Source organism: Hominimerdicola intestinalis (assembly GCF_054655215.1).
This window is the reverse complement of record NZ_BAAHNZ010000015.1, coordinates 24,606-46,541: the sequence shown is the minus strand read 5'-3', so window position 1 is coordinate 46,541 and position 21,936 is coordinate 24,606. Positions and strand designations below refer to the sequence as shown.

18 protein-coding genes are annotated in these 21,936 nt (G+C 41.9%); 12 read left to right on the top strand and 6 right to left on the bottom strand.

Annotated features, from left to right (window positions below; translation table 11 throughout):
- The 3 genes from ACYQ0H_RS11465 to ACYQ0H_RS11455 form a co-directional block, all read left to right on the top strand.
- Window positions 1–245, top strand: a 245-nt coding sequence (locus ACYQ0H_RS11465) for an ATP-binding cassette domain-containing protein (RefSeq protein WP_459812969.1), incomplete at its 5' end; no start/stop codon positions are given.
- A gap of 106 nt (window positions 246–351) precedes the next feature.
- The gene (locus ACYQ0H_RS11460) at window positions 352–789 is read left to right on the top strand and encodes a hypothetical protein (RefSeq protein WP_459812968.1); all 438 of its coding nucleotides are present in this window, start codon (window positions 352–354) and stop codon (window positions 787–789) included.
- Between the two features lie 103 nt (window positions 790–892).
- Window positions 893–1,543, top strand: coding sequence for a hypothetical protein (locus ACYQ0H_RS11455; RefSeq protein ID WP_459812967.1), 651 nt, complete (start codon window positions 893–895; stop codon window positions 1,541–1,543).
- A 125-nt stretch (window positions 1,544–1,668) separates the two neighbouring features.
- Here ACYQ0H_RS11455 and guaA read toward each other — a convergent pair whose 3' ends face one another.
- Window positions 1,669–3,204 carry a glutamine-hydrolyzing GMP synthase gene (gene guaA, locus ACYQ0H_RS11450; RefSeq protein ID WP_459812966.1) on the bottom strand — a complete coding sequence of 512 codons (1,536 nt, stop codon included), beginning with the start codon at window positions 3,202–3,204 and terminating at the stop codon, window positions 1,669–1,671.
- 150 nt (window positions 3,205–3,354) lie between these two features.
- Complete coding sequence (locus tag ACYQ0H_RS11445; RefSeq protein WP_459812965.1) at window positions 3,355–3,798, bottom strand: MarR family transcriptional regulator; 444 nt, start codon at window positions 3,796–3,798, stop codon at window positions 3,355–3,357.
- A gap of 456 nt (window positions 3,799–4,254) precedes the next feature.
- On the opposite strand from ACYQ0H_RS11445, the gene ACYQ0H_RS11440 reads away from it, so the two are divergent.
- From ACYQ0H_RS11440 to ACYQ0H_RS11420, 5 genes are read left to right on the top strand one after another with little or no spacing between them, the layout of a single operon-like run.
- Window positions 4,255–4,737, top strand: coding sequence for a hypothetical protein (locus ACYQ0H_RS11440; RefSeq protein ID WP_459812964.1), 483 nt, complete (start codon window positions 4,255–4,257; stop codon window positions 4,735–4,737).
- A gap of 45 nt (window positions 4,738–4,782) precedes the next feature.
- Window positions 4,783–5,436 (top strand): hypothetical protein, encoded by a 654-nt coding sequence (locus ACYQ0H_RS11435; RefSeq protein ID WP_459812963.1) that lies wholly within the window; start codon window positions 4,783–4,785, stop codon window positions 5,434–5,436.
- A 9-nt stretch (window positions 5,437–5,445) separates the two neighbouring features.
- Window positions 5,446–6,564, top strand: a complete 1,119-nt coding sequence (locus ACYQ0H_RS11430) for an FtsX-like permease family protein (RefSeq protein WP_459812962.1) — start codon at window positions 5,446–5,448, stop codon at window positions 6,562–6,564.
- Between the two features lie 5 nt (window positions 6,565–6,569).
- A complete protein-coding gene (locus tag ACYQ0H_RS11425; protein ID WP_459812961.1) occupies window positions 6,570–7,679 on the top strand; it encodes a hypothetical protein in 1,110 nt (369 codons plus the stop codon).
- A gap of 13 nt (window positions 7,680–7,692) precedes the next feature.
- Window positions 7,693–8,361, top strand: coding sequence for an ABC transporter ATP-binding protein (locus ACYQ0H_RS11420; RefSeq protein WP_459812960.1), 669 nt, complete (start codon window positions 7,693–7,695; stop codon window positions 8,359–8,361).
- A gap of 59 nt (window positions 8,362–8,420) precedes the next feature.
- Here the strand turns inward: ACYQ0H_RS11420 and ACYQ0H_RS11415 are convergent, their stop codons facing one another.
- Window positions 8,421–9,416: an SPL family radical SAM protein gene (locus ACYQ0H_RS11415; RefSeq protein WP_459812959.1), complete on the bottom strand. Its 996-nt coding sequence runs from the start codon at window positions 9,414–9,416 to the stop codon at window positions 8,421–8,423.
- A 223-nt stretch (window positions 9,417–9,639) separates the two neighbouring features.
- Between ACYQ0H_RS11415 and pth the strand changes: the two genes are divergently transcribed.
- Window positions 9,640–10,266 (top strand): aminoacyl-tRNA hydrolase, encoded by a 627-nt coding sequence (pth, locus tag ACYQ0H_RS11410; RefSeq protein WP_459812958.1) that lies wholly within the window; start codon window positions 9,640–9,642, stop codon window positions 10,264–10,266.
- A 21-nt stretch (window positions 10,267–10,287) separates the two neighbouring features.
- The gene (gene mfd, locus ACYQ0H_RS11405) at window positions 10,288–13,743 is read left to right on the top strand and encodes a transcription-repair coupling factor (protein ID WP_459812957.1); all 3,456 of its coding nucleotides are present in this window, start codon (window positions 10,288–10,290) and stop codon (window positions 13,741–13,743) included.
- Between the two features lie 115 nt (window positions 13,744–13,858).
- Here the strand turns inward: mfd and ACYQ0H_RS11400 are convergent, their stop codons facing one another.
- The 3 genes from ACYQ0H_RS11400 to ACYQ0H_RS11390 form a co-directional block, all read right to left on the bottom strand.
- The gene (locus ACYQ0H_RS11400) at window positions 13,859–14,842 is read right to left on the bottom strand and encodes a diaminopimelate dehydrogenase (RefSeq protein WP_459812956.1); all 984 of its coding nucleotides are present in this window, start codon (window positions 14,840–14,842) and stop codon (window positions 13,859–13,861) included.
- A 525-nt stretch (window positions 14,843–15,367) separates the two neighbouring features.
- Window positions 15,368–16,963, bottom strand: a complete 1,596-nt coding sequence (locus tag ACYQ0H_RS11395) for a peptide chain release factor 3 (protein ID WP_459812955.1) — start codon at window positions 16,961–16,963, stop codon at window positions 15,368–15,370.
- 229 nt (window positions 16,964–17,192) lie between these two features.
- On the bottom strand, window positions 17,193–18,125 hold the full coding sequence (locus ACYQ0H_RS11390) for a protein kinase family protein (protein ID WP_459812954.1): 933 nt from the start codon (window positions 18,123–18,125) through the stop codon (window positions 17,193–17,195).
- 851 nt (window positions 18,126–18,976) lie between these two features.
- On the opposite strand from ACYQ0H_RS11390, the gene ACYQ0H_RS11385 reads away from it, so the two are divergent.
- A complete protein-coding gene (locus ACYQ0H_RS11385) occupies window positions 18,977–21,118 on the top strand; it encodes a Tex family protein (protein WP_459812953.1) in 2,142 nt (713 codons plus the stop codon).
- Between the two features lie 33 nt (window positions 21,119–21,151).
- Window positions 21,152–21,847 (top strand): JAB domain-containing protein, encoded by a 696-nt coding sequence (locus ACYQ0H_RS11380; protein ID WP_459812952.1) that lies wholly within the window; start codon window positions 21,152–21,154, stop codon window positions 21,845–21,847.
- The last annotated feature ends 89 nt before the right edge of the window (window positions 21,848–21,936 follow it).

Genomic DNA, 21,936 nt, shown 5'->3' with positions numbered 1-21,936 from the left:
ACAAGCTATCCGGCGGACAAAAACAGCGGGTGGCGATTGCAAGAGCAATAGTGAACGAGCCGAGCATGATATTGGCAGACGAGCCGACGGGAGCGCTTGACAGCAAGACATCAAAGGAAATTATGGATCTGTTCAAGTCGCTGAACGAACAGGGCAGGACGGTCATTATCGTTACTCATGACCCGAAGATCGCAGAACAGTGCGATAGGATCATTGAGATTTCTGACGGGGAAATTATCAGCTAAAAATATACAGCCTGTTTGTGTTCAGACAGGTTGGTTGATAAATTCAAAATTGGAAATTATGGCGCATATGGATAGAAACTGATAAAATTCAAGAAAGAGGTTTATTATGAAGCAGAAACATACATATCTAAAACGAAGCATAATTATTGTAATTTTTTTATTATTAATACTTTTTATAATGTTCCTCGTTACACCGCCTTCTTTTGATAAAGCGATTATTGGTGATAAATTTGATAATCATTTAAAAGAAAAATATGAAATTGAATTAGTTAGTAAAATTTTCAATGAAGATTTTGTATATAGCACGAAAGAAAATGACTTTATTACATATTATGCCGACAAAGATAAAAATTTCACAGTAAAGGGAGACTTAAAAATTGTTAAGTATAAAGGCAGAAAAGTCTACTGTTCATTACCGGTTATTTATGACAATAAAGAAACAACGATTGAATTTGAAGGAACAAAAATAATCGGGTATATATATAAATGGGAAATGATTTCTAATCAGCTGTTTCCGATAAAGGATACTGATATTATTGAATAATTATAACGATTTTTATGCTCCTAATGTAGTACCTCACCTGCCAATACTGTTATTTAAGATTTATCATAAGCTATGAGATTTATAAATGAATAGGGTGGTATATATGGATTCATATATTGAATTTCTCAAATATTTCAATATAACAATCGACGAATTCTTTAAATGGGGAATGGAAGCAACTATTTTCCCACAGGAGCCAAAAGTAGCTTCCGAATGGGAGGCTCTTAAAGAGCGCTTGTTTGATGGTAAGCAGGTTTATATTCGTGGATATGGGCGAGACGCATATGGAACTTGGCTATATAAAGAACTTTATTCTTTTCTTTTCAACAATAGCTGTATAGAAAAAGACCCAAGCAACAATATGGCACCACATAAACTGATTGTACGATTGACAGATAAGAAAGTTAACCGTGAGATACACAATTATCAAGTTTCACACATATGGGGTCACACTAAAAATCCTTTGATGTTTGAAGCACCGTGGAATATATGTTACACCCCGAAGCTGTTCGACCCATTCACAGGACATGAGGCAGGAGGAGATTTGCCAGTGGAGTATAAGCGGCTTTTTTTAGCGAAAGCACATGAGTTGTATCAGCCATATATTGATGAGTATAATGAACTTCTTATAAAATATGATGTAGAAAAACATATTGAAGAATTTTTAGCCAATCTTCCGGATAACCTATCGGAAAAGGAAAAGAAACAGTTTGAAAAAAATGTTAGAAACGAATTGTCACCTATTTTGGAATAAAGCAGAAAGACCTAGCCGATTTGTTGAATCGGTTAGGTCTTTCTCATATATATTCTAAACGTTGTCACAACAGCGTTGCAATGCTGATAAACTACATAATTACGCTGTTTATTATGCCTTGGCGATTATTCCCACTCAATAGTAGCTGGCGGCTTAGTGGTAATATCATACACTACTCTGTTGATATTCTTTACTTCATTCACTATCCTGCCTGAGCAGATCTCAAGAACCTCGTACGGGATTCTTGCAAAATCAGCGGTCATAAAGTCGGTAGTCGTTACTCCTCTCAGCGCAAGGGTGTAATCATAGGTTCTGAAATCACCCATTACTCCTACCGAACGCATATCCGTAAGCACTGCAAAATACTGGTGTATTGAACGGTCAAGACCTGCTTTTGCGATCTCCTCACGGAAAATCCAGTCAGCGTCCTGAAGGATCTCAAGCTTTTCATCGGTTATCTCGCCTATTATCCTAATAGCAAGTCCCGGTCCGGGGAACGGCTGACGCCATACAAGAGTTTCTGAAAGTCCCAACTCCTGTCCAAGCTTTCTGGTCTCGTCCTTGAAAAGCATTCTCAGCGGCTCGATTATTTCCTTGAAATCCACATAATCTGGAAGTCCGCCTACATTGTGATGAGATTTTATTACTGCTGCGTCCCCTGCGCCCGATTCAATTACATCGGGGTATATAGTGCCCTGAGCCAGAAAATCTACTTTTCCGATCTTCTTTGCTTCGGCTTCAAAAACTCTAATAAACTCTTCGCCGATAGTTTTTCTCTTGGTTTCAGGGTCGGAAACGCCCCTCAGCTTTTCCATAAATCTTTCCTTTGCGTTAACTCTTACAAAGTTTATATCCCAGTCCTTAAATGCGGCTTCTACTTCGTCGCCCTCATTTTTACGCATAAATCCGTGATCTACAAAAATACAGGTAAGCTGTTTTCCTACCGCCTTTGAAAGCAGCGCCGCCAGTACGGAAGAATCAACTCCGCCGGAAAGCGCCAGAAGGACCTTTCCGTTTCCTACCTTTTCCCGTATATCCCGGATAGCTGTTTCGGCATAATTTTCCATAGTCCAGTCGCCCACGCAGCCGCAGACATTTTTTAAAAAGCTGTCAAGTATATCAAGTCCGTGCTGTGTATGATTGACTTCAGGGTGAAACTGAACAGCGTACAGCTTCCTGTTTTCGTCAGCCATCGCTGCAACAGGACAATGCTCCGTATGAGCGGTTATTTTAAAGCCTTCGGGAAGCTCTGAAATATAATCAGTATGGCTCATCCAGGAAATTGCTTTATCAGGCATTCTACTGAAAAGCGTACACGAAGTATCGTAACAGGTCTCTGTTTTTCCGTATTCGCTCGAGGTACAGGTCTCAACCTTTCCGCCGAGAACATGAGCCATCAGCTGAGAACCGTAGCATATCCCTAGTACAGGTATACCCAGCTCAAAGATCTTTTCGGATACGCTCGGAGCTTCCTCTCCGTAAACGCTCTGCGGTCCTCCTGTGAAAATTATTCCGCTTGGCGCAAGCGCTCTTATTTCGTCGGGAGATATTTTATTGTACGGCTTGACCTCGCAGTAAACATTACATTCGCGGACACGGCGGGCAATAAGCTGATTGTACTGACCTCCGAAATCCAGAATAAGAATATGCTGATGTTCCATAGGCTTTAATTCATTCCTTTTCTAAAAATATATAATTAATTATATCATGCTTGCGGTATATTTGCAATAGCCGAATACGGTATCAGTGGTAAATTAATTTTGTACAAGAAATTCCCGAAAAAATAAAATCCGCAGATTTCTGCGGATAGATCAGGCTTCAACCTTTTTTAGTATTTTTACGATCTGAATTATTGCGTCGTGGAATTTTTCCATATCCTCGTCAGAAACTCCGTTGAACTGGTCAAGCAGATCGCCCATGATCTCAGACTTGGTTTTCTTTATAAACTCATTTGCCTTATCGGTAAGACGGATATTTATTATACGCCTGTTGCTGTTGTCCTGCATACGCTCTATAAAACCCTTGTCAACAAGCTGAGCGACAGCTCTCGTAGCCTGCTCGTTGCTTGTGTTTATTTTGGAAGCAAGCTGGGACATGGTAAGCTTTTCTTCAAGAGCAAGAGCAAGCAGTATTATCTGCTGAGTTCTGGTAACTCCGTATTTTTGCTTGTCAAAGGTATCAAAAACAAGTTTTCTGCAAAGAGGATAAAGCTCATACATTGCGCTGATACAGGCGGTCCTGTTTTTATTGTTCATTGCAAATCCGCTCCTGTTATATGTAAATACATATAAATATTATACCATATATTTATCAAAAGTCAAGGCTTTAGATATTGTTCCGCATAATTTTACACAGACCGTCGTTCTGTATGCAGTCCGACATAAGAGAACGATTCTACATATTTTTATTTAATAACATTATTTTTCAATTATATGCAAATATTGTTGACAATTGTATAATCATATGGTATAATAGGAATAAACTAGATATTATTCAAAATTAAATCTGGAATTTAAAATTATTAATAGAAATTAATTCCGATTAAAATGCGATAATATAATTTTATCAGGGGTGATTCCAATGAAGAATTAAAATCTGCACAAAAGCTTTTGTTCTGATTTGTGCAGGTGTACAGAACTTATTTCGGTCTGCGAAAAAACAATTGCTCGAAATACTAAAATATGTTATAATATGAAAGGAAGAATAATATAATGAAAAGTATAAAAAAAGCCGCTGCGGCTATACTTTCCGCAGGTATTATCATGAGCGTATTTGCAGTAAACGCCTGCGCCGATACGTTGGTGACTAATAGAGTTGATGCTATACACAACGGCTCGTCCGGAACGGCATACTCCTCTTACGTTGCGGTAAATACCACGGTGTATAACGGAACAAAGCTTGCATGGACCGCAGATGTAATAAATAAGCCAAGCAGCACTACATATAATTCCGCTGCGGTAAGCTGGAAGCTTTTCAGAAATACCGAAAGCTTTTCAAATCTGGGCTCAGCGTCAAATGTAACTGTCGGCAATACGACTTCAAGCGGAACTGTTTCCAGAATGATAGGTTACGGAACCAAAAACTATACTCATTTCAACAATAAATACAGGTTTTATATAAACGTTACGGCTTGCCCTCCGGCTTATAAATATACCACCTCGTTTAAAGTAGGCGGAGTTTTCTACGGAACATAACCAAGAAGTTTTATTTATACTTCCGAAGTTAAAGGAGACATTTTTATGCAGGACTTAAGAGATATTATGGAGCTGTTGTCGTCCCTTTCAAAGGGACGGCATATCGATGTGATTACCGGCGGGGTTTTTAAGCTGGTGTTTCTGATTCTGTTCCTGGCTGTAATAATTCCGATAGCAGCAAGAAAAAAATATAAAATCCCCAAAACCCTGCTTATCGCGGCTTCGGCGCTTGCATATCTGACATATTTTTCATATACATATATGCCATTATTTCTTGAACCCGCTGATTTTGATTACGGCTATAGCAGCGAGCTTATTTTTAAGCAAATGTGGCCTCCGCTGTTTCAGATGAGCTTCTTCAAAGATCTCACTCTTGTTTTGGATATTTATCTCAAACCGTTTGCACTAATCCTTGCTTTTTCTTTTATAAGCACTATAGTTTTCAGGAAAATCAGAAAGCCGGGTTTTTTCGCAGTTTTCGCGGTATCGGCAGTATTGATTGAAATAATATATGTCCTTGTATTCAATCTCATATACGGCGGTTTGAAATATACCTACGATCTTACTCTTCCGTTTGTGGAAATACCTGCATTTATAATCGGATATGTGCTTGCAAGGCTGCTTATTTATCTCAATAAAGATCTTATAGAAAGACTTCATAAGCCCCGAGAGCCTAAATTCAGAGAAAGCGTTATATAAGGAAATAAAATGCGATATATAAAATTTTTAATATCCGAAACATTTTCAGAATACAAAAAGACACCTCTGCTTACCTTAACTGCTTTTTTTACTGTTACGGTATGCTTTTTCAGTATTTTTGTAAGCCTTAGAGTGCTTGAAAAAAATGCGGTGGTCTATCGTGATATAAACGAAGAAAAGCGTACCTATTCCGATATTACAGCTGATTCCGAAAGCTATTCGGGAGCGGCTGACGGACTTGAAAAATCGGCAGCTGCGCTTATTTCAGAACTGAAGGTCAGTATTTTCAACTGCTCTTTCAGGTATAACGAACAGGATATAAGCCTGCATCTGGAAGGCTTCGGCGATATTTACGGTATTGATATTCATCCTGCGGCAGAGGACGGTAAATTTATTCAGCTTGACAATACAATAAGCGAAGGAAGAGGCTTTACCGAAGAAGAAGTAAAGGAAGGCAAGGCTGTGCTGATAGCGGAAAAAGGTCTTATTTACAGCGGAATTCCAGTATCAGTCGGCGATAGGATAAGGCTGTGCGGAAGTGAATTTGAAGTGATAGGTATCGGAAGTTTTTCTTCAGCGCCCTTCGGCAGTCTGATCCCGCTTAACGGAGCGGCTTCATTTTCTGCGGAGAAAATAACCTTAGCTCAGGAAGCCGGAAGCGAGCAGTACAGCAGACTTGCAGAACTGCTTAAAACTGATGAAAAGCTGATAACCGACTATGAAAGGTCGGAGGATAAAAACAGCAGGGTATATACGGATCAGATCATTATCGCTGTTATGATAGCCGCTCTCGGCGGAGTGATAACCGTTACACTTATCAAACAGATAATAAGAGAACAGCTGTCCAGAATTGCGCTGCTTAAGATCTGCGGCTGTAAAAACGGAACTGTCCGCGCTCTGCTGCTGACAGAGATAGTTTTTTATGCTCTATTTTCCTTTGCGGCAGCGGCATTGTGCTTTAAAGCCTGTTCAGGAATACTTGAACGCTGCTACCTGAAAAACGATGTAAGCTTCTGGCTTCAGCTGCAGGTTTTTGTTATAATGCTTGTGCTTTTAGCCGCATTTGATCTTCCATCTATTGTAAAGGCGTCAAAGATCCGCCCCTCGCAGATTCAGGTAAGGAGGTAAACGGAATGAAACGATACTTCCCCCTTGCGATCGACAGGCTTAGAAGCAGTCCTGCACTGTCAATAATTCTTTGTATTCAGTTTCTGATAATGATATGCTGCTCCGTTTTATGTTTCGGAGAGCTTGAAATAACTCTGCTTAAACATAAAATGTATGAGGAAAGTAATCTGTCTGATTTTTATTATGTAGCAATGACAGGAGATAAAGAAGTGGAAGCTGATATAAACAGCGCCGTTGCCGCTTCGGGAGCAGAGCTTATGACCTTTGATATAATAAACGGCTTTGACTCGTTTACTGATATAGATTTTTATTCAAGATCAGTATTTGACAATGTTGAGATCCATCTTGCCAAAGGTGAAATGATAGATTTAAGCAGGGATTACGGAGAAAGCATTCCTTGTTTGGTTTCTTCGGAAACGGCTGAGAAATACAAGGTCGGAAGAACTTATACAATAAAAAACGAATACGGAACAGTAGGGGATTTCTATATCTGCGGAACAGTAAAAAACGATCTGTTTCTCAGCGAAACCTACAGCGGCTTTCAATACAATAAAACAAAGATAATAGCTTATGATAAAAATAATATTGCGGATAAAAGAAACAGCCTCGGACACTTTGAAATGATAAATACAGCCGGTATTCAAGATTTTGAGAGTAAATATTCGGCGTATATAGATAATCTGTACTTTCAGCCGTACGACTATTATTATCAGAGCTTTCAGAAGCTCGAAGAAGAGAAAATAATGCCGTTCGTCGTACTTGCAATTACATTTTTCGGCCTTTCTCTTACAGGACTTATTTCTTACAGCGTAGTTTCAGCCAGATTCACCAAAAGGCAGAACGGAATATTCTGTCTGTGCGGAGCAAAAACAAGAACTATTGCGGCTGTTTCCTTTATGACGGTATTTATATTGGTCTGCGTTCCCGCGGCAGTGTCGGTTCCTGTTATACTAAAAATAAAGTCTGGTACGGATATAGGAGAAACTACGCTTATCAATGCTAAGGGGTACTTTCTTTCCGTAGCTGTATGCACAGCAGTTCTGGCAATATCAGCAATTGTATCAATAGCACAGCTTAACAGAAAAAGAATAATCGAGTCGGTAAAAGATTTTTGATCCGGAGGGCGAAATGATAAAGCTTCAGAATATTACCAAAATATATAATGCAGGAACAAAGGCGGCAGTAAACGCATTAAACGGAATTGATCTTAAAATAGAAAGCGGCGAAATGCTTGCTGTGATCGGAAGATCAGGCTCGGGCAAATCAACTCTGCTCAATATAATAGGCTGTATTGATACGCCGACCGATGGCAGCTATTTTCTTGACGGAAAGGAAATATCAAAGCTCAGCTCGTCGGAGATCGCAGGTATTCTGAATAAGAAAATAGGCTTTGTCCTTCAGGACTTCGGTCTTATGCTTGACAGAACTGTTTATCAGAATTTATCTTATCCTCTTATATTCAACCGTTCGGTAAAGAAAAGCGAATTTAAAGAGCGTATAATGAAAGCCCTTGAGCTTGCCGGTCTTCCTTTGCACGGAAACCCAAAATGCGGAGAGCTTTCCGGAGGGCAAAAGCAGAGGGTGGCGATAGCCAGAGCAATTGTGAACGAACCCTCCCTGCTGCTTGCCGACGAGCCTACAGGCGCACTTGATACTAAAACCGCCGAAGAGATAATGGAGCTGTTCAGAGCGCTGAATAAAGAAGGGAAAACGGTTATAATCGTAACTCATGACCCTAATATCGCCAGTCAGTGCAACAGGGTAATAGAGATCTTAGACGGAAAAATTGTTAAATAACGTATTGAAGCTTCTGCAATAAAAACCGCAGGGGCTTCTTTATAATATGCCAAATTGAGCTATACAACATATACGATCTCTGTACCGCTGAATCTTTTGGTTATCTCTTCTCTTAAAAATTTCTCTGCCTCGTCACGGTATTCCTGACGGTAATAATATTTTCCCCTGCCTCTGCCCGTCATAAGCTCCTTATCGTACAGCTTAGGCGCATTAGGAAATGCCTGTTTGTTTATAGCGTTCTGAACATAGCTGTAGGTCATAAAAATTACTTCAATAAATATTTCGCTTTTAGCTTTTTCAGAAAGCCTGCTGTACAGTGTATCGAGCAGTTCAAGATATAATTCCTTCCAGCCGTCGGTAAAAATAACAGGTGCAATAAGCAGACCTACTTTATATCCGGCTTCGCACATTTTATTTACCGCTTCAATTCTCATTTCAAGCGGCGACGTTCCTATTTCGATATTTTTTATAATTGATTCAGGATTAACGCTCATTCTGAAAATAACCTTTCCGTTATGCTCCAGTCCTAACAGGTCGTCTACCATCGCAAATTTTGTTGGAAAGGTTATACAGCCCCTGCCTTTTCTGCCGAACTCCTTTATTGTTTTTATAAGATTTCCGGTTATGCGGTTTTCAAGTATAAGGTCGCTGTTGCTTCCGATCTCAAAGGTACATTCTTTCTCGGTCTTATGTGATTTCTCGATAAGCTTATCAAGCATATAATCGGTATTGACGTATACCCTCAGGTATGAGCATTTGTTGTAATTGCAGACAAGATAGCAGTACAGGCACATTGCACTGCACCCCGATGACGTATATGGAACAAGATAATCCGAAACCTTTTTATTTTCAACGTACTTGTGGGTCTTTCTGATTCCTATAATTAGATACTTTTTCATTTCAACAAAATCCTCGTTGCTTCTGCTTCTCAGTTCCTCTATATTATTATGGCTTTTTATCGGAATCCACTCGGTGTTTGTATATGTTCTTTTTAATTTCTGTCCAAGCTCGTAGTTAAGCGCCTCGGGTTCATAATATATTTTTTTCGGATACATAATTATTTCTATGCACATAATTATGCATAGTTAAACCTCCCATTTTATTATAGAACTATGCCTTTATTATCGTCTGCATAAACAGGTCGAATTATTCGGAAGGTATCGTTTGACAAACCCTGCTTGCTATGCTATAATATATAAAAGTAAAAGCGAATAAAATAGTAATACCCCCGCCCGGATAAGGACGGGGTTATTGTGCGTTATTTAGGAGAGTATAATTATGAGTATATGGGACGTTTTTGACAAACTTTCTTCTGCTAAGGAACAGAATTCCGCAAAGCCGGAATATATAATCTGCGGTCTGGGGAATCCGGGAATACAGTATGAAAAAACACGTCATAACGCCGGATTTATGGCTATAGGTTCAATGGAGGAGAAATACGGCTTTAAAGCCGATACTTTTAAGTATAAGGCTAAAACCGCAGTGCATAATATTGGCGGAAAAAGCTGTCTTATAATGAAGCCCGAAACCTTTATGAACCTCAGCGGAGAAGCGGTTTCTCAGGCTATGCGGTTTTATAAGCTGCCGCTAGAAAACGTACTGGTGATCTTCGACGATATTTCTCTTGAGCCGGGGCATATGAGAATACGGAGAAAAGGCTCCGCAGGAGGTCATAACGGAATTAAAAGCATAATTGAACTGTGCGGAGGAGATCAATTTCCCCGTATCAAAATAGGCGTAGGAAAAAAGCCGCGTCCCGATTATGAGCTTGCCGACTGGGTACTTGGAAGGTTTGACGAAAGCGATCGGAAAAAAGTCGAAGAGGTATGTGAAAACGTCTGCGCTGCGGCAGAACTTATAGTCAGCGGAAAGATCTCCGAAGCAATGAATTTATACAACAGGTAATTTACACCGAAAGGAAACGGGATGAATATTTTTGAACAGATGTGCGGCAGGCTGCCGTTTTACGGCGAGCTGACAAAAGCACTTGACAATAACTTTACGCCCTGTGCGCTGACGGGAGTTTCAAATATCCATAAGGCTCAGCTTGCTGCTGCGCTTTCAGGCAGACAAAAGGTGCTTGTTATATGTGACGACGAAGCCGCCTGCACAAGACTCGTACAGGATATCAACGAGCTTACCGAGAAAGAAACTGCCTGCGTTTTTCCGGCAAAAGATCTCAATTTCGCTTATATGGAGGGCGTTTCAAGGGAATACGAGCATAAGCGTATAGAAGCGCTGTCAAATATCCGAAACGGAAGCTGCCGCATTATTGCCGCTTCCGCCGAAGCCGCAATGCAGGGAACGATACCTCCGCAGGCGCTGAGCGATTATTCCTTTACATTAAGCTCCGGCGGAGAAATAGACCTGAACGCACTTACCGAAAAGCTTATTTCCGCAGGCTACAGCAGAACCGAGCAGGTTGAGGGACAGGCTCAGTTTTCTGTCAGAGGGTCTATAGTGGACATTTTTCCCGTTCAGGAAAAGCAGCCGGTAAGAGCGGAACTGTGGGGAGATGAAATAGACGTACTTTCGTATTTTGATACCGAAAGCCAGCGAAGAACCGAGCCTATAAATGAGATAACGATATTTCCTGCGCTGGAGATAATCTTTCCGGACAGTGAAGAGCTTGTCTGCAAGCTGGAACAGCTGTCAGCTTCGGTCAGGGGAAAAAATACCGATAAGATAAGAGCTCATATACTGAGGGATACCGAGCTTGTCAGAAGCGGACTTACTCTTACTAATCTCGATAAATATTACAGTATTGCATACGAGAAAACGTCAACTGTTTTTGATTACTTCAAGGGCGGTATCTGCCTTGTTAGCGAGTATCAGAATTGTGCGGAAAAGGCTAAAGCGGCTCTTATTCAGCTTCAGGAGGATCTGAAGCTGCTGTATGAGGATGGAATACTATTCAAAAGACTTGAGGGCTTTTTTATAGATTTCCCTCAGGTTCAGTCTGAGATCCAGTCAATGCCCTGCGTATTTGCAGATACCTTTATGCGTTCCAATAACGATATAAAATTTAAAAAGCTGATAAATTCAGACTGCCGCCAGACAGGCGTATGGGGCGGAAATATCTCAAATCTGGTCGATGAGCTGAAAAGCTTCTGCGAACAGGATTACTGTACCGTTGTGCTTGCCGGAAGCGAAAAGACCTTGCAGATAATAGTAAACGATCTGAACGAACAGGGGATACCGGCAAGTCTGCTGGACGAAAACAGTGAGATTGCGCCTAAAAGGGTATATGTAAGAACAGGAAGCCTGTCGGGAGGCTTTGATTACCCCGATATAAAATGCGCCGCTATAACCCAGATGAAAGCCATGACTGCAAAGAGAAAAAAGACGAAGCATAAAAAAGGTGAGGAAATAAAAAGCCTTTCCGATATTGCTCCGGGAGATCTCGTTGTACATTCAATGTACGGAATAGGAAAGTTCGCAGGTATACGCAGTCTGGAAAACAACGGAATCACAAAGGATTATATCACAATAAAATATGCGGGAACCGACGTACTGTACGTTCCCGTAACTCAGCTTGACCTTGTTTCAAGATATATCGGCCCCCGTGATGACAGCGGAGTAAAGCTCAATAAGCTTAATTCATCGGAATGGAAGAAAACCCGTTCTAGAGTAAAATCAGCAGTTAAGGATATGGCAGAGGAGCTTACAAAGCTTTATGCGCAAAGGCAGACGGCTAAGGGCTATGCTTTCTCAGAGGATAACGACTGGCAGAGAGATTTTGAAGAGCGTTTCGATTATCAGGAAACCGACGACCAGCTCAGAAGTATTCAGGAAATAAAGGACGATATGCAGAAGCCTGTTCCTATGGACAGACTTTTATGCGGCGACGTAGGCTTTGGAAAAACCGAAGTCGCGCTGAGAGCGGCGTTTAAATGTATGCTTGACTCTAAGCAGGCGGCAATACTAGTGCCTACTACCGTTTTGGCATGGCAGCATTATCAGACTGCAGTAAAACGCTTTGAGCATTTTCCTATAAAAGTAGAGCTGCTGTCACGCTTTCGTACTCCCAAACAGCAGCAGCAGATAATAAGAGAGCTTAAAAGAGGAACTATCGACCTTATTATCGGAACTCACAGACTTGTACAGAAAGACGTAGAATTCAAGGATCTGGGACTTGCGATAATCGACGAGGAACAGCGCTTCGGAGTGGCTCACAAGGAAAAGCTTAAGGAAGCGTTCAAAGGCGTGGACGTTCTTACGCTTTCCGCAACTCCTATTCCCAGGACCCTGAATATGGCTATGAGCGGAATAAGGGATATGTCGGTAATAGAAGAGCCTCCGCAGGACAGACAGCCTATACAGACCTATGTTATTGAGCATAACGACGGAGTTATTGCTCAGGCGATACAGAAAGAGCTGAGAAGAGGCGGTCAGGTCTACTATATCCACAACCGCATAGATACGATAGAAAGAACGGTTTCACACCTTCAGCAGCTTCTTCCGGAAGCAAGGATCGGTTATGCTCACGGTCAAATATCGGAATCGGATCTCTCGGAAATATGGCGGCAGCTTATCGACAGGGAAATAGATATCCTTGTATGCACTACTCTTATCGAAACGGGAGTGGACGTTCCCAACGTGAATACTCTTATAATTGAGGACGCAGATAAGCTGGGGCTTTCACAGCTTTACCAGTTGAGAGGGCGGGTAGGGCGTTCCAGCAGGAGGGCGTTTGCATACTTTACCTTCCGACGCGGAAAGGTGCTTACCGAAATAGCAAGCAAAAGACTTAATGCAATAAAGGAATTCACCCAGTTCGGTTCAGGTTTTCATATCGCCCTGCGCGATCTTGAAATAAGAGGTGCAGGCTCTATACTCAGCGGAAAGCAGCATGGTCATATGGAGGCGGTAGGTTACGATATGTACCTGCGGCTTCTCAATGAAGCTATCGCCGAACAGAAAGGGGAGGCGCTGCCACGTTCGCCGGAGGATTGTCTTGTGGATATTTCAGTGGACGCATTTATTCCTGAGAAATATATTGAAAGTCTGCCGCTGAGAATAGATGCCTACCGAAAAATAGCGTCTATAATTACCGAAGAGGACAGCCGCGACGTACTTGACGAGCTTATCGACAGATTCGGCGATCCTCCGAAATCGGTAATAGGGCTTGTAAATATAGCGCTGACAAGAAATACGGCGTCACGCCTGAAAATAACTGAGATCTCTCAGCGCGGGGAAAATGTTTTGTTTTTCATACAGCGTCCTGAGGTCGCTCAGATACAGGCGCTTTCTGCATTTTACAAAAACCGCATAAAATTTGCCGACGGAGCAAAGCCTTATTTTTCGGTACGGCTTGACAAAAAACAAAAGCCTCCGGCTCTTATGACTGAGGTAATAAAAATAATGGACAACGCAGAATAACTGACCCGAGGGAAACGATCAAGCTTAAGCAGTCGTTTCCCTCGGGTTTGTTTTAAATATTCTATGTGTTTTTTATCAGCCTTTTTAGAACTAACAGCCGAATTGCTCACAAGGTCTACAGCAAACTTCTTCTTAGCGTATCAGCGTCCTGATAATGAAGATAAGCTGGAGGAATGTCAAGAACGGTCTTGCAGCCGTAATTGCAGTCCTTAGATAATCTGTAAGCAGCTCTGGCGTAAGCGGTAAGTACGCCTGCGGTAAACTCCGGATTTGAATCAAGTGTCAGCCTATATTCAATCGTATGACTGTTTTCCCCGTTCAGACCTGTTTTTCCGGTGCGCAGTACGATCCCTCCGTGAGGCATACCGGAATGTTTACTGTTAAGCTCATCCTGACTTATAAAATGCACGGCAGTATCGTAATCGGCAAAATAGTCAGGCATTGTTTTTATGGCATTTTCAATAGCTTTAAGGTCTGCGCCCTCTTCGGCAACAACAAAACATTCCCTTGTATGCTTTTGACGTACGGTCAGCTCAGGGTTTGCTCCGCTTCTTACGCTTTCAAGCGCCTCCTCCGACGGAACGGTATACTGTCTTGCGTCCTTAACTCCGGGTATTCTGCGTACAGCGTCCGAATGTCCCTGACTTATCCCTTTGCCCCAGAAGGTATAATCGCAGCCGTCCGGCAGAACAGCCTGACCGTACATTCTTGCGAGAGAGAAAAGTCCCGGATCCCAGCCGACGGAAATTATGCTTACCGTATGGTTTTTGCAGCTGATCTCGTTTACCTGCTGAAAATGCTCAGGTATTCTGGCGTGGGTATCAAAGCTGTCAACAACGTTGAAGCAGGAAGCAAGCTGAGCTGTCTGCTCGGGAAGGTCGCTTGCGCTTCCGCCGCATAGGATCATTACATCGATCTCTTCTTTCATTGCTTCGGCTGACTCTATTGAAAATACCGGTGCGCCTGTTTTGGTTTTAAGGCTTCTCGGATCTCTCCTTGTAAAGACTCCGATGAGCTTCATATCGTCTGAATGAGCGAGAGCGCTTTCTACTCCTCGCCCTAAGTTGCCGTATCCGGCAATACCTATTCGTATACACATTTTTTCTCACCTTATTCTAAAAATTTATATATGAAAACTTTTAAATTGGCAGCTTGTTTATATTAAGCCCTTCTTGAAACTGACGGTCAGAGCTGTTTTTCTTAACGTACACCTGGCAAAAGACAATTTGATCACTGTTTCGCTTTGATATAAGTTTGACTCCGTTTTTACGGAAACTATCTTGTACAGGCGGTTTTTTCAAGCTTTGTCGAGTCGGGATTTGTAATTACCGGCAAAACTATCGCTGAGAGTTTTGTCGTTATCAGCAGTATTTACGCTCCCGCCGTAGTGCAGTCTGCTGTTTTACCTTTGACAGAGATAAAGACTATATATAAGCCGAAAGCTACGTTGAGAGTATACTCCGAAATGCATACTGAAAGACGCTTGAAAATACAGTTGTTTTTCAGTAATGCTGAGTTAATAATTCTTTAACATTATTCAGCTGAACCTCAGCGGTATAACAGCTTTTAAATGCTCTTATAACATTCAGTAAATATGTTCCACGTGGAACATTTTTAATATGCTCTACTGTAATTCTCCGCGGTTAAATTCCGAAAGCTCCAATCCCTCGTTGCGCTCAAGTGCCCAGCGGATATTCCACTCGCTTGAAAACAGCAGCAGATAATTCCCACGGAAGTCCTGAACCAGTTTTGTGTCACTTGAAAGCTTTAGAGTTTTGGGATCTATATCCTTGTTGTCTATCCAGCGGATATAAGAGTAAGGCAGACCTTCCTTAATTATCTCAACGTTGTATTCGTTTTTCATACGGTATTCAAAAACGTCGAACTGAAGCACTCCGACTACTCCGACTATTACTTCTTCCATACCGGTATAAGGCTCCTGAAAGATCTGTATAGCTCCCTCCTGAGCGATCTGGGTCGTGCCCTTTACGAACTGCTTGCGCTTCATAGTATCCTTTTGACGGACTCTCTGAAAATGCTCCGGTGCAAAGGTTGGAATACCCTCAAACTCAAATTTCTTTCCCGGGGAACAAACAGTATCTCCTATAGAAAAAATTCCCGGATCAAATACTCCGATTATATCTCCTGCATATGCCTCGTCGATTATTTCACGCTCCTGAGCCATTATCTGCTGAGGCTGGGAAAGACGCATTTTCTTGTTGCCCTGAACATGAAGTACGTCCATTTCCTTATCGAACTTTCCCGAACAGATTCTAAGGAAGGTTATTCTGTCACGATGAGCCTTGTTCATATTCGCCTGTATTTTGAACACAAACGCCGAAAAGCTGTCGTCAAACGGGTCGATAAGTCCGGCGGAGGAATTTCTCGGAAGCGGAGTCGGCGTCATTTGCAGGAAGTTTTCAAGAAACGGCTCAACTCCGAAATTAGTCAGCGCAGAGCCGAAAAACACCGGAGAAAGTCTGCCGTTATGGACAGCTTCAAGGTCAAATTCCTCGCTTGCTCCGTCAAGAAGTTCAATATCCTCCAATATCTGACTGCGGTTTTCTTCTCCGATAAGCTCTGCAAGCGACGGGTCGTTCAGATCAGCTTCCTTAGAGGCGACCTGACTTTGTCCGCCGGTAGCTTCAAAGGAAATAATATGCTTTTTCTTTCTGTCGTAAACTCCTCGGAAATCCTTGCCGGAGCTTATGGGCCAGTTTACCGGATAAGTAGGTATTCCCAGTTCATTTTCTATCTCTTCAAGCAGATCGAAAGGATTGCGGGATTCTCTGTCCATTTTGTTAATAAAAGTAAATATAGGGATATTTCTCATTGCACAGACTTTGAAAAGCTTTCTGGTCTGATTTTCAACACCCTTTGAAGCGTCGATAACCATTACCGCCGAGTCTGCCGCCATAAGAGTTCGGTAGGTATCCTCGGAGAAGTCCTGATGTCCGGGGGTATCAAGTATATTTATACAGAAACCCTCATACTGAAACTGCATAACAGAGGAAGTTACCGAGATACCTCTTTGCTTTTCGATCTCCATCCAGTCGGAAACTGCATGACGCGCGGATTTTTTTCCTTTTACGGCGCCTGCCTGAGCTATTGCTCCGCCGTAGAGCAGAAATTTTTCAGTAAGAGTAGTTTTTCCCGCATCTGGGTGCGAAATTATCGCAAAGGTCCTTCTGCGTTTGATTTCCTGTTCTAAATTGCTCAAATTATTTTCCTCCAAAGCCGGCCGCCTGTGCGGCGTGAATTTTCTATCCGTATTATTATACAGCAAACCTCAGGAAAATGCAAGGAAATTTAATATAAATACTGCGGCAGTAAAAAGCAGGGTAAAAGCCGGGGTTAATGTTTCGGTATTAAACGTTTTACGGCGTTCGTCAAAATATCTAAATTTAATGGCTGTTTGTTTTTCCATTCAATATATTTCTACATTTTCCCTACTCCTTGTGGTCTAATTGCTCATTTTTTGGTAATGCTAAGGACCATGCCATATAAAAATCTTCAATTGATTGGTATCGTTTGCTTCTATCCAATTCCACTGCCTTTAATGCAACATCATAACACGCTATGTTTAAATCCCATTTTTCAAATGAGCAAGGTATAAACTGATTTTGAGTATATCTATGCTGTACTTCGTTTTCAGTATAATTACCAAAATAGTTATTAAACAACAAAGCTCCGAGCGTATAAACATTCGTGGTTTCATCAATAACGGCATCAACAATGTATTCCTCTGGAGCCTTTAATCTTTTTGTTCCCCAATATTCCTCGCCCATATCATTTTTAGTTGGTTTTTTTCTAAAGAAATCAATATCACAAATCGTTGTTATATCATTAAAAAAATCATACATTATGCTGCCATCATAAAAATCCACTGCCACATATCCACTTTTTGAAACCTTATCTAAAAACGAAAATAAAATATCTGCTGATTTTATTCGCTGCGTAACCGGCAATTGCTTGAAGCGTTCAGCAGGGGCAATAATTTGAGAATTGCCGTGATACTTTTCAAAATTCCAATAATCAAAAAGGCAATCGCCCTCTGCCCACTTGAAAATAGCAACATAAATATCCTCAAACTGATAGTGCTTAACAAGTTCAATTAAATTTGGGTGTTTAATGTTTTCATAAATTGCAATGGCTGATTTTAATGCTTCAACTGCTTCGGTAGTTGTCCTGATTGATTCTAATGTTCTCAATCCGGCTACTTTAACAAAATACTTCTCTTGCCCATTGTTTACACCAAAGCTAATATTGCCGGAATCATTTTGTGAAAATACAGTAAAAACTGTTCCAAGTGCTTTTAGCCACGAAAAATCATGCTCAGCTTTTAAGGAAAAACAAACACCATCTAAATTGAAATTAACCATACTTTCCTCCAATTTTCCGGAGAGCTACAATATGGTCACCCTCCAAATTTTTTTGAACATAATATAATTTTCATTTCTGGTAATAGCAAAGAGGGGCTGAAAATTCCCAACAAATTATTTTTCGGAAGAGGGTACCCTTTTCCTATGCTTACTCTTCCAAAAGTTACACTCAAAGGACTGAAAAAAATGAAACGAAAATTGTAAGTAAGAGATATTTTGCAAAAATTATTGGTGCCTAAATGGTGCCTGACTTTCCAAAACCACGCTGTAAGGAGATATGATGAAAAATGAGAAGATATGCGGAAAGCCTTGATTTAAGCCACTTTGCAGCAATGCCAATGAACACTTATAAAGGCTTATAAGATGTTTTAAGGGCTTTTAATCAATAAAAAATATATATACGCATTAAGGTCAGTTACCTCATCAATAAATGAAAGCATTAATTTTAATTTGAACCGTTGAAAAAAATCTGCCCATATGTTCCTCCTGTATGTTGTACTTGTGTAAAATCAGCGGCTGAGATATTCGATAACGCTGTTGGGTATTTCCTTGTCAGCTGAATTTTTACCTGTTATTTAATTATATCAGAAATCAAAATAAAAGTCAATAATTTCATGCTGTATATCACGGCAGATATGAGTTGTATATACTGAATATAAGGTGCGGATAAGACAGCTCAAACTCATCTGTCCGGCAATATACAAACTTTAAAAAATCAAAATTGATTTCCGTGGACTCTGAACAGAATTCTTTACAACATTGAAAAAATATGCTATAATATTAAAAGTGTGCGGCGCTGCTTACTTGCGGCTGCGGAAGTAATTCAGGCTCAGTTGAAAGGATAGGATCACATGGATATAAACAGCGTTCTGGCGGAGGAATTCAAGCTCAGAAAGGAGCAGATCGACAATACTGTAGCGCTTATAGATGACGATAAGACTATTCCGTTTATCGCTCGCTATAGAAAGGAAATGACCGGCTCGCTGGACGATCAGGTGCTTCGTGAAATATACGAAAGGCTATGCTACCTCAGGAATCTCGAGAAGCGCAAGGGAGAGATAATTTCGTCTATTACCGAGCAGGGAAAAATGACCGATGAAATAATGGCGGCAGTTGAAAAGGCTTCTCAGCTGGTTGAGGTAGAGGATATTTACCGTCCGTTCAAGCAGAAGCGCAGAACGAGAGCCGGTATTGCAAGGGAGAAAGGATTAGAGCCGCTTGCCGGGATTATTATGGAGCAGAAGCCGGAGGTAAGCGCAGAAAGTGAAGCGCTTAAATATATTGATAAGGAAAAGGGCGTCGAGTCGGCTGAGGAAGCTATTCAGGGCGCAATGGATATTATAGCGGAGGAGGTTTCCGATAACGCCGCTTTAAGAAAGTATCTCAGAGATCTGTTCAGCGAAACGGGACGTATAGTTTCCAAGGCGTCGGACGAAAAGGCGGAAACGGTTTATGAGAACTATTACGATTATTCCGAGCCTGTAAAGAAAATCGCAGGACACAGGATACTTGCTGTTGACAGGGGAGAAAAGGAGGGGGCTTTAAAGGTTTCCGTGGAGATACCTGAGGGATCAGGTGAAAGAGCCTGCATATCAAGATATGTGAAGAATACTTCCGGCTGCGGTGAACTTGTTAAACTTGCCTGTATTGACAGCTATAAGCGGCTGATCTGCCCGTCTATTGAAAGGGAGATAAGAAGCGAGCTTTCCCAGAAGGCTCAGGAGGGCGCTATCAAGGTTTTTGCTTCCAACCTGCGTCAGCTTCTTATGCAGCCTCCTGTAAAGGGAGCTTGTACCTTAGGACTTGACCCTGCATACAGAACAGGCTGTAAGATCGCAGTTGTAGACCGTACCGGAAAGGTTCTGGATACAGCTGTAGTTTATCCGACTCCCCCTCAGAATAAAACTGCCGAAGCAAAGAAAAAGCTTTCGGAGCTTATCGTAAAGCATCACGTTACGGCAATAGCTATAGGAAACGGAACGGCGAGCCGTGAGTCAGAGGCATTTGTTGCCGAGCTTATAAAGGAGCTTCCTCATAAGGTAAGCTATATGGTAGTTTCAGAGGCGGGAGCGTCGGTTTATTCAGCGTCTAAGCTAGCGGCGGAAGAGTTTCCGGAATACGACGTTTCGCTCAGAAGTGCGGTTTCTATTGCACGGCGTCTGCAGGATCCTCTTGCCGAGCTGGTAAAAATAGACCCTAAGGCTATCGGCGTCGGACAGTATCAGCATGATATGCCGCCCAAGCGAATGGACGAAGCGCTGTCGGGCGTTGTCGAGGACTGCGTTAACAGCGTAGGCGTAGATCTCAATACCGCTTCCCATTCTCTGCTTTCGTATATTTCGGGAATAAATTCGTCGGTAGCCAGGAATATAGTAGCTTACCGTGAGGAAAACGGCGAGTTTACCGACAGAAAGCAGCTTATGAAGGTTCCGAAGCTGGGCGCTAAGGCATTTGAGCAGTGCGCCGGATTCCTCAGAGTAAGGGACGGAAAGAATCCTTTGGACAATACCGCAGTTCACCCTGAATCCTATAAGGCGGCAAAAAAGCTGCTGGAGGTCTGCGGCTTTGCTCTGAACGGTTCTCAGAAGCTTCCGGAGCTTGGCGAAAAGGCTGAAGGGCTTGGGATAGAAAAGCTCGCCGAAGAAACAGGAGCAGGCGTTCCGACTTTGAGGGATATTATTTCGGAACTTATGAAGCCGGGCAGAGATCCGAGAGATGAGCTTCCTCCTCCTCTTATGAGAAGCGGCGATATTATGGAGCTGAAGGATCTGAAACCGGGTATGGAGCTTATGGGAACGGTACGGAACGTAATCGACTTCGGAGCGTTTGTTGATATCGGAGTCCATGAGGACGGACTTGTTCACATTTCACAGCTGTGCGACAGGTTTGTTAAGCACCCACTTGAAGTCGTAAAGGTAGGAGATATTGTAAAGGTAAGAGTACTTGACGTTGACGTGAAAAAGAAAAGAATATCGCTTACTATGAAAAAATAAGGCTTTTATGCCGGGAAAGGAATGATAACGGGAATGGCTGACAACGGAGTTCACAGCGGTCACAGGGAGCGTATGAAAAAAAGATTCTGCGAAACTATGAGCTTCAGGGGCTTTGCGGAGCATGAGATACTGGAAATGCTTTTGTTCTTCTGTTATCCAAGAGGCGATACAAACGGACTTGCTCACAGACTTCTGGCCAGGTTCGGCACTATTGAAAACGTATTGTCGGCAACAAAGGAGGAGCTTGTTGAAAGCGGGCTTATAGGAGAAAATCCTGCAATAAACCTGAAGCTTTTCGGAGCATTGACCTCTCACCTTAAGACCGAAAGGGTAAGGTCATCTGTAGACGGCAGGGATATTCCGGCAGTTAAGGCGCTTGTCGGAGCAAAGTTTGCAGGCGAGCGTATTGAAAGGGTCATGCTGTTTTTTGTTGATCCGTCTTTTAGGATAAGAAAATCCGCAGACGTTAATTCCGGTTCTCTTAAAGAGGTTTCAATGGATCTAAAGCAGATAACCAAACTTATTCTCAACAGCGGATACGACAATATCTTTATCGCTCACAATCACCCGGAAGCGCCCTCCAAGCCGTCGGAGGAGGACGTTATTTCTACACGGCTTCTTATAAGACACCTATCCGCTATGGGGATAACCCTGCTTGATCACTTTGTTGCCGGAGAGGACGGAGTTTCGTCGTTAAGGCAGCTGGGACTGATATATGACTATGAATAAAGCTAAAAATTTAAAAATCCGAAATTCGGAAGCCTGACTGTATAGACGCTTACCGAACAATTACAAGTCAGCAGGTAGTATGAAAATTT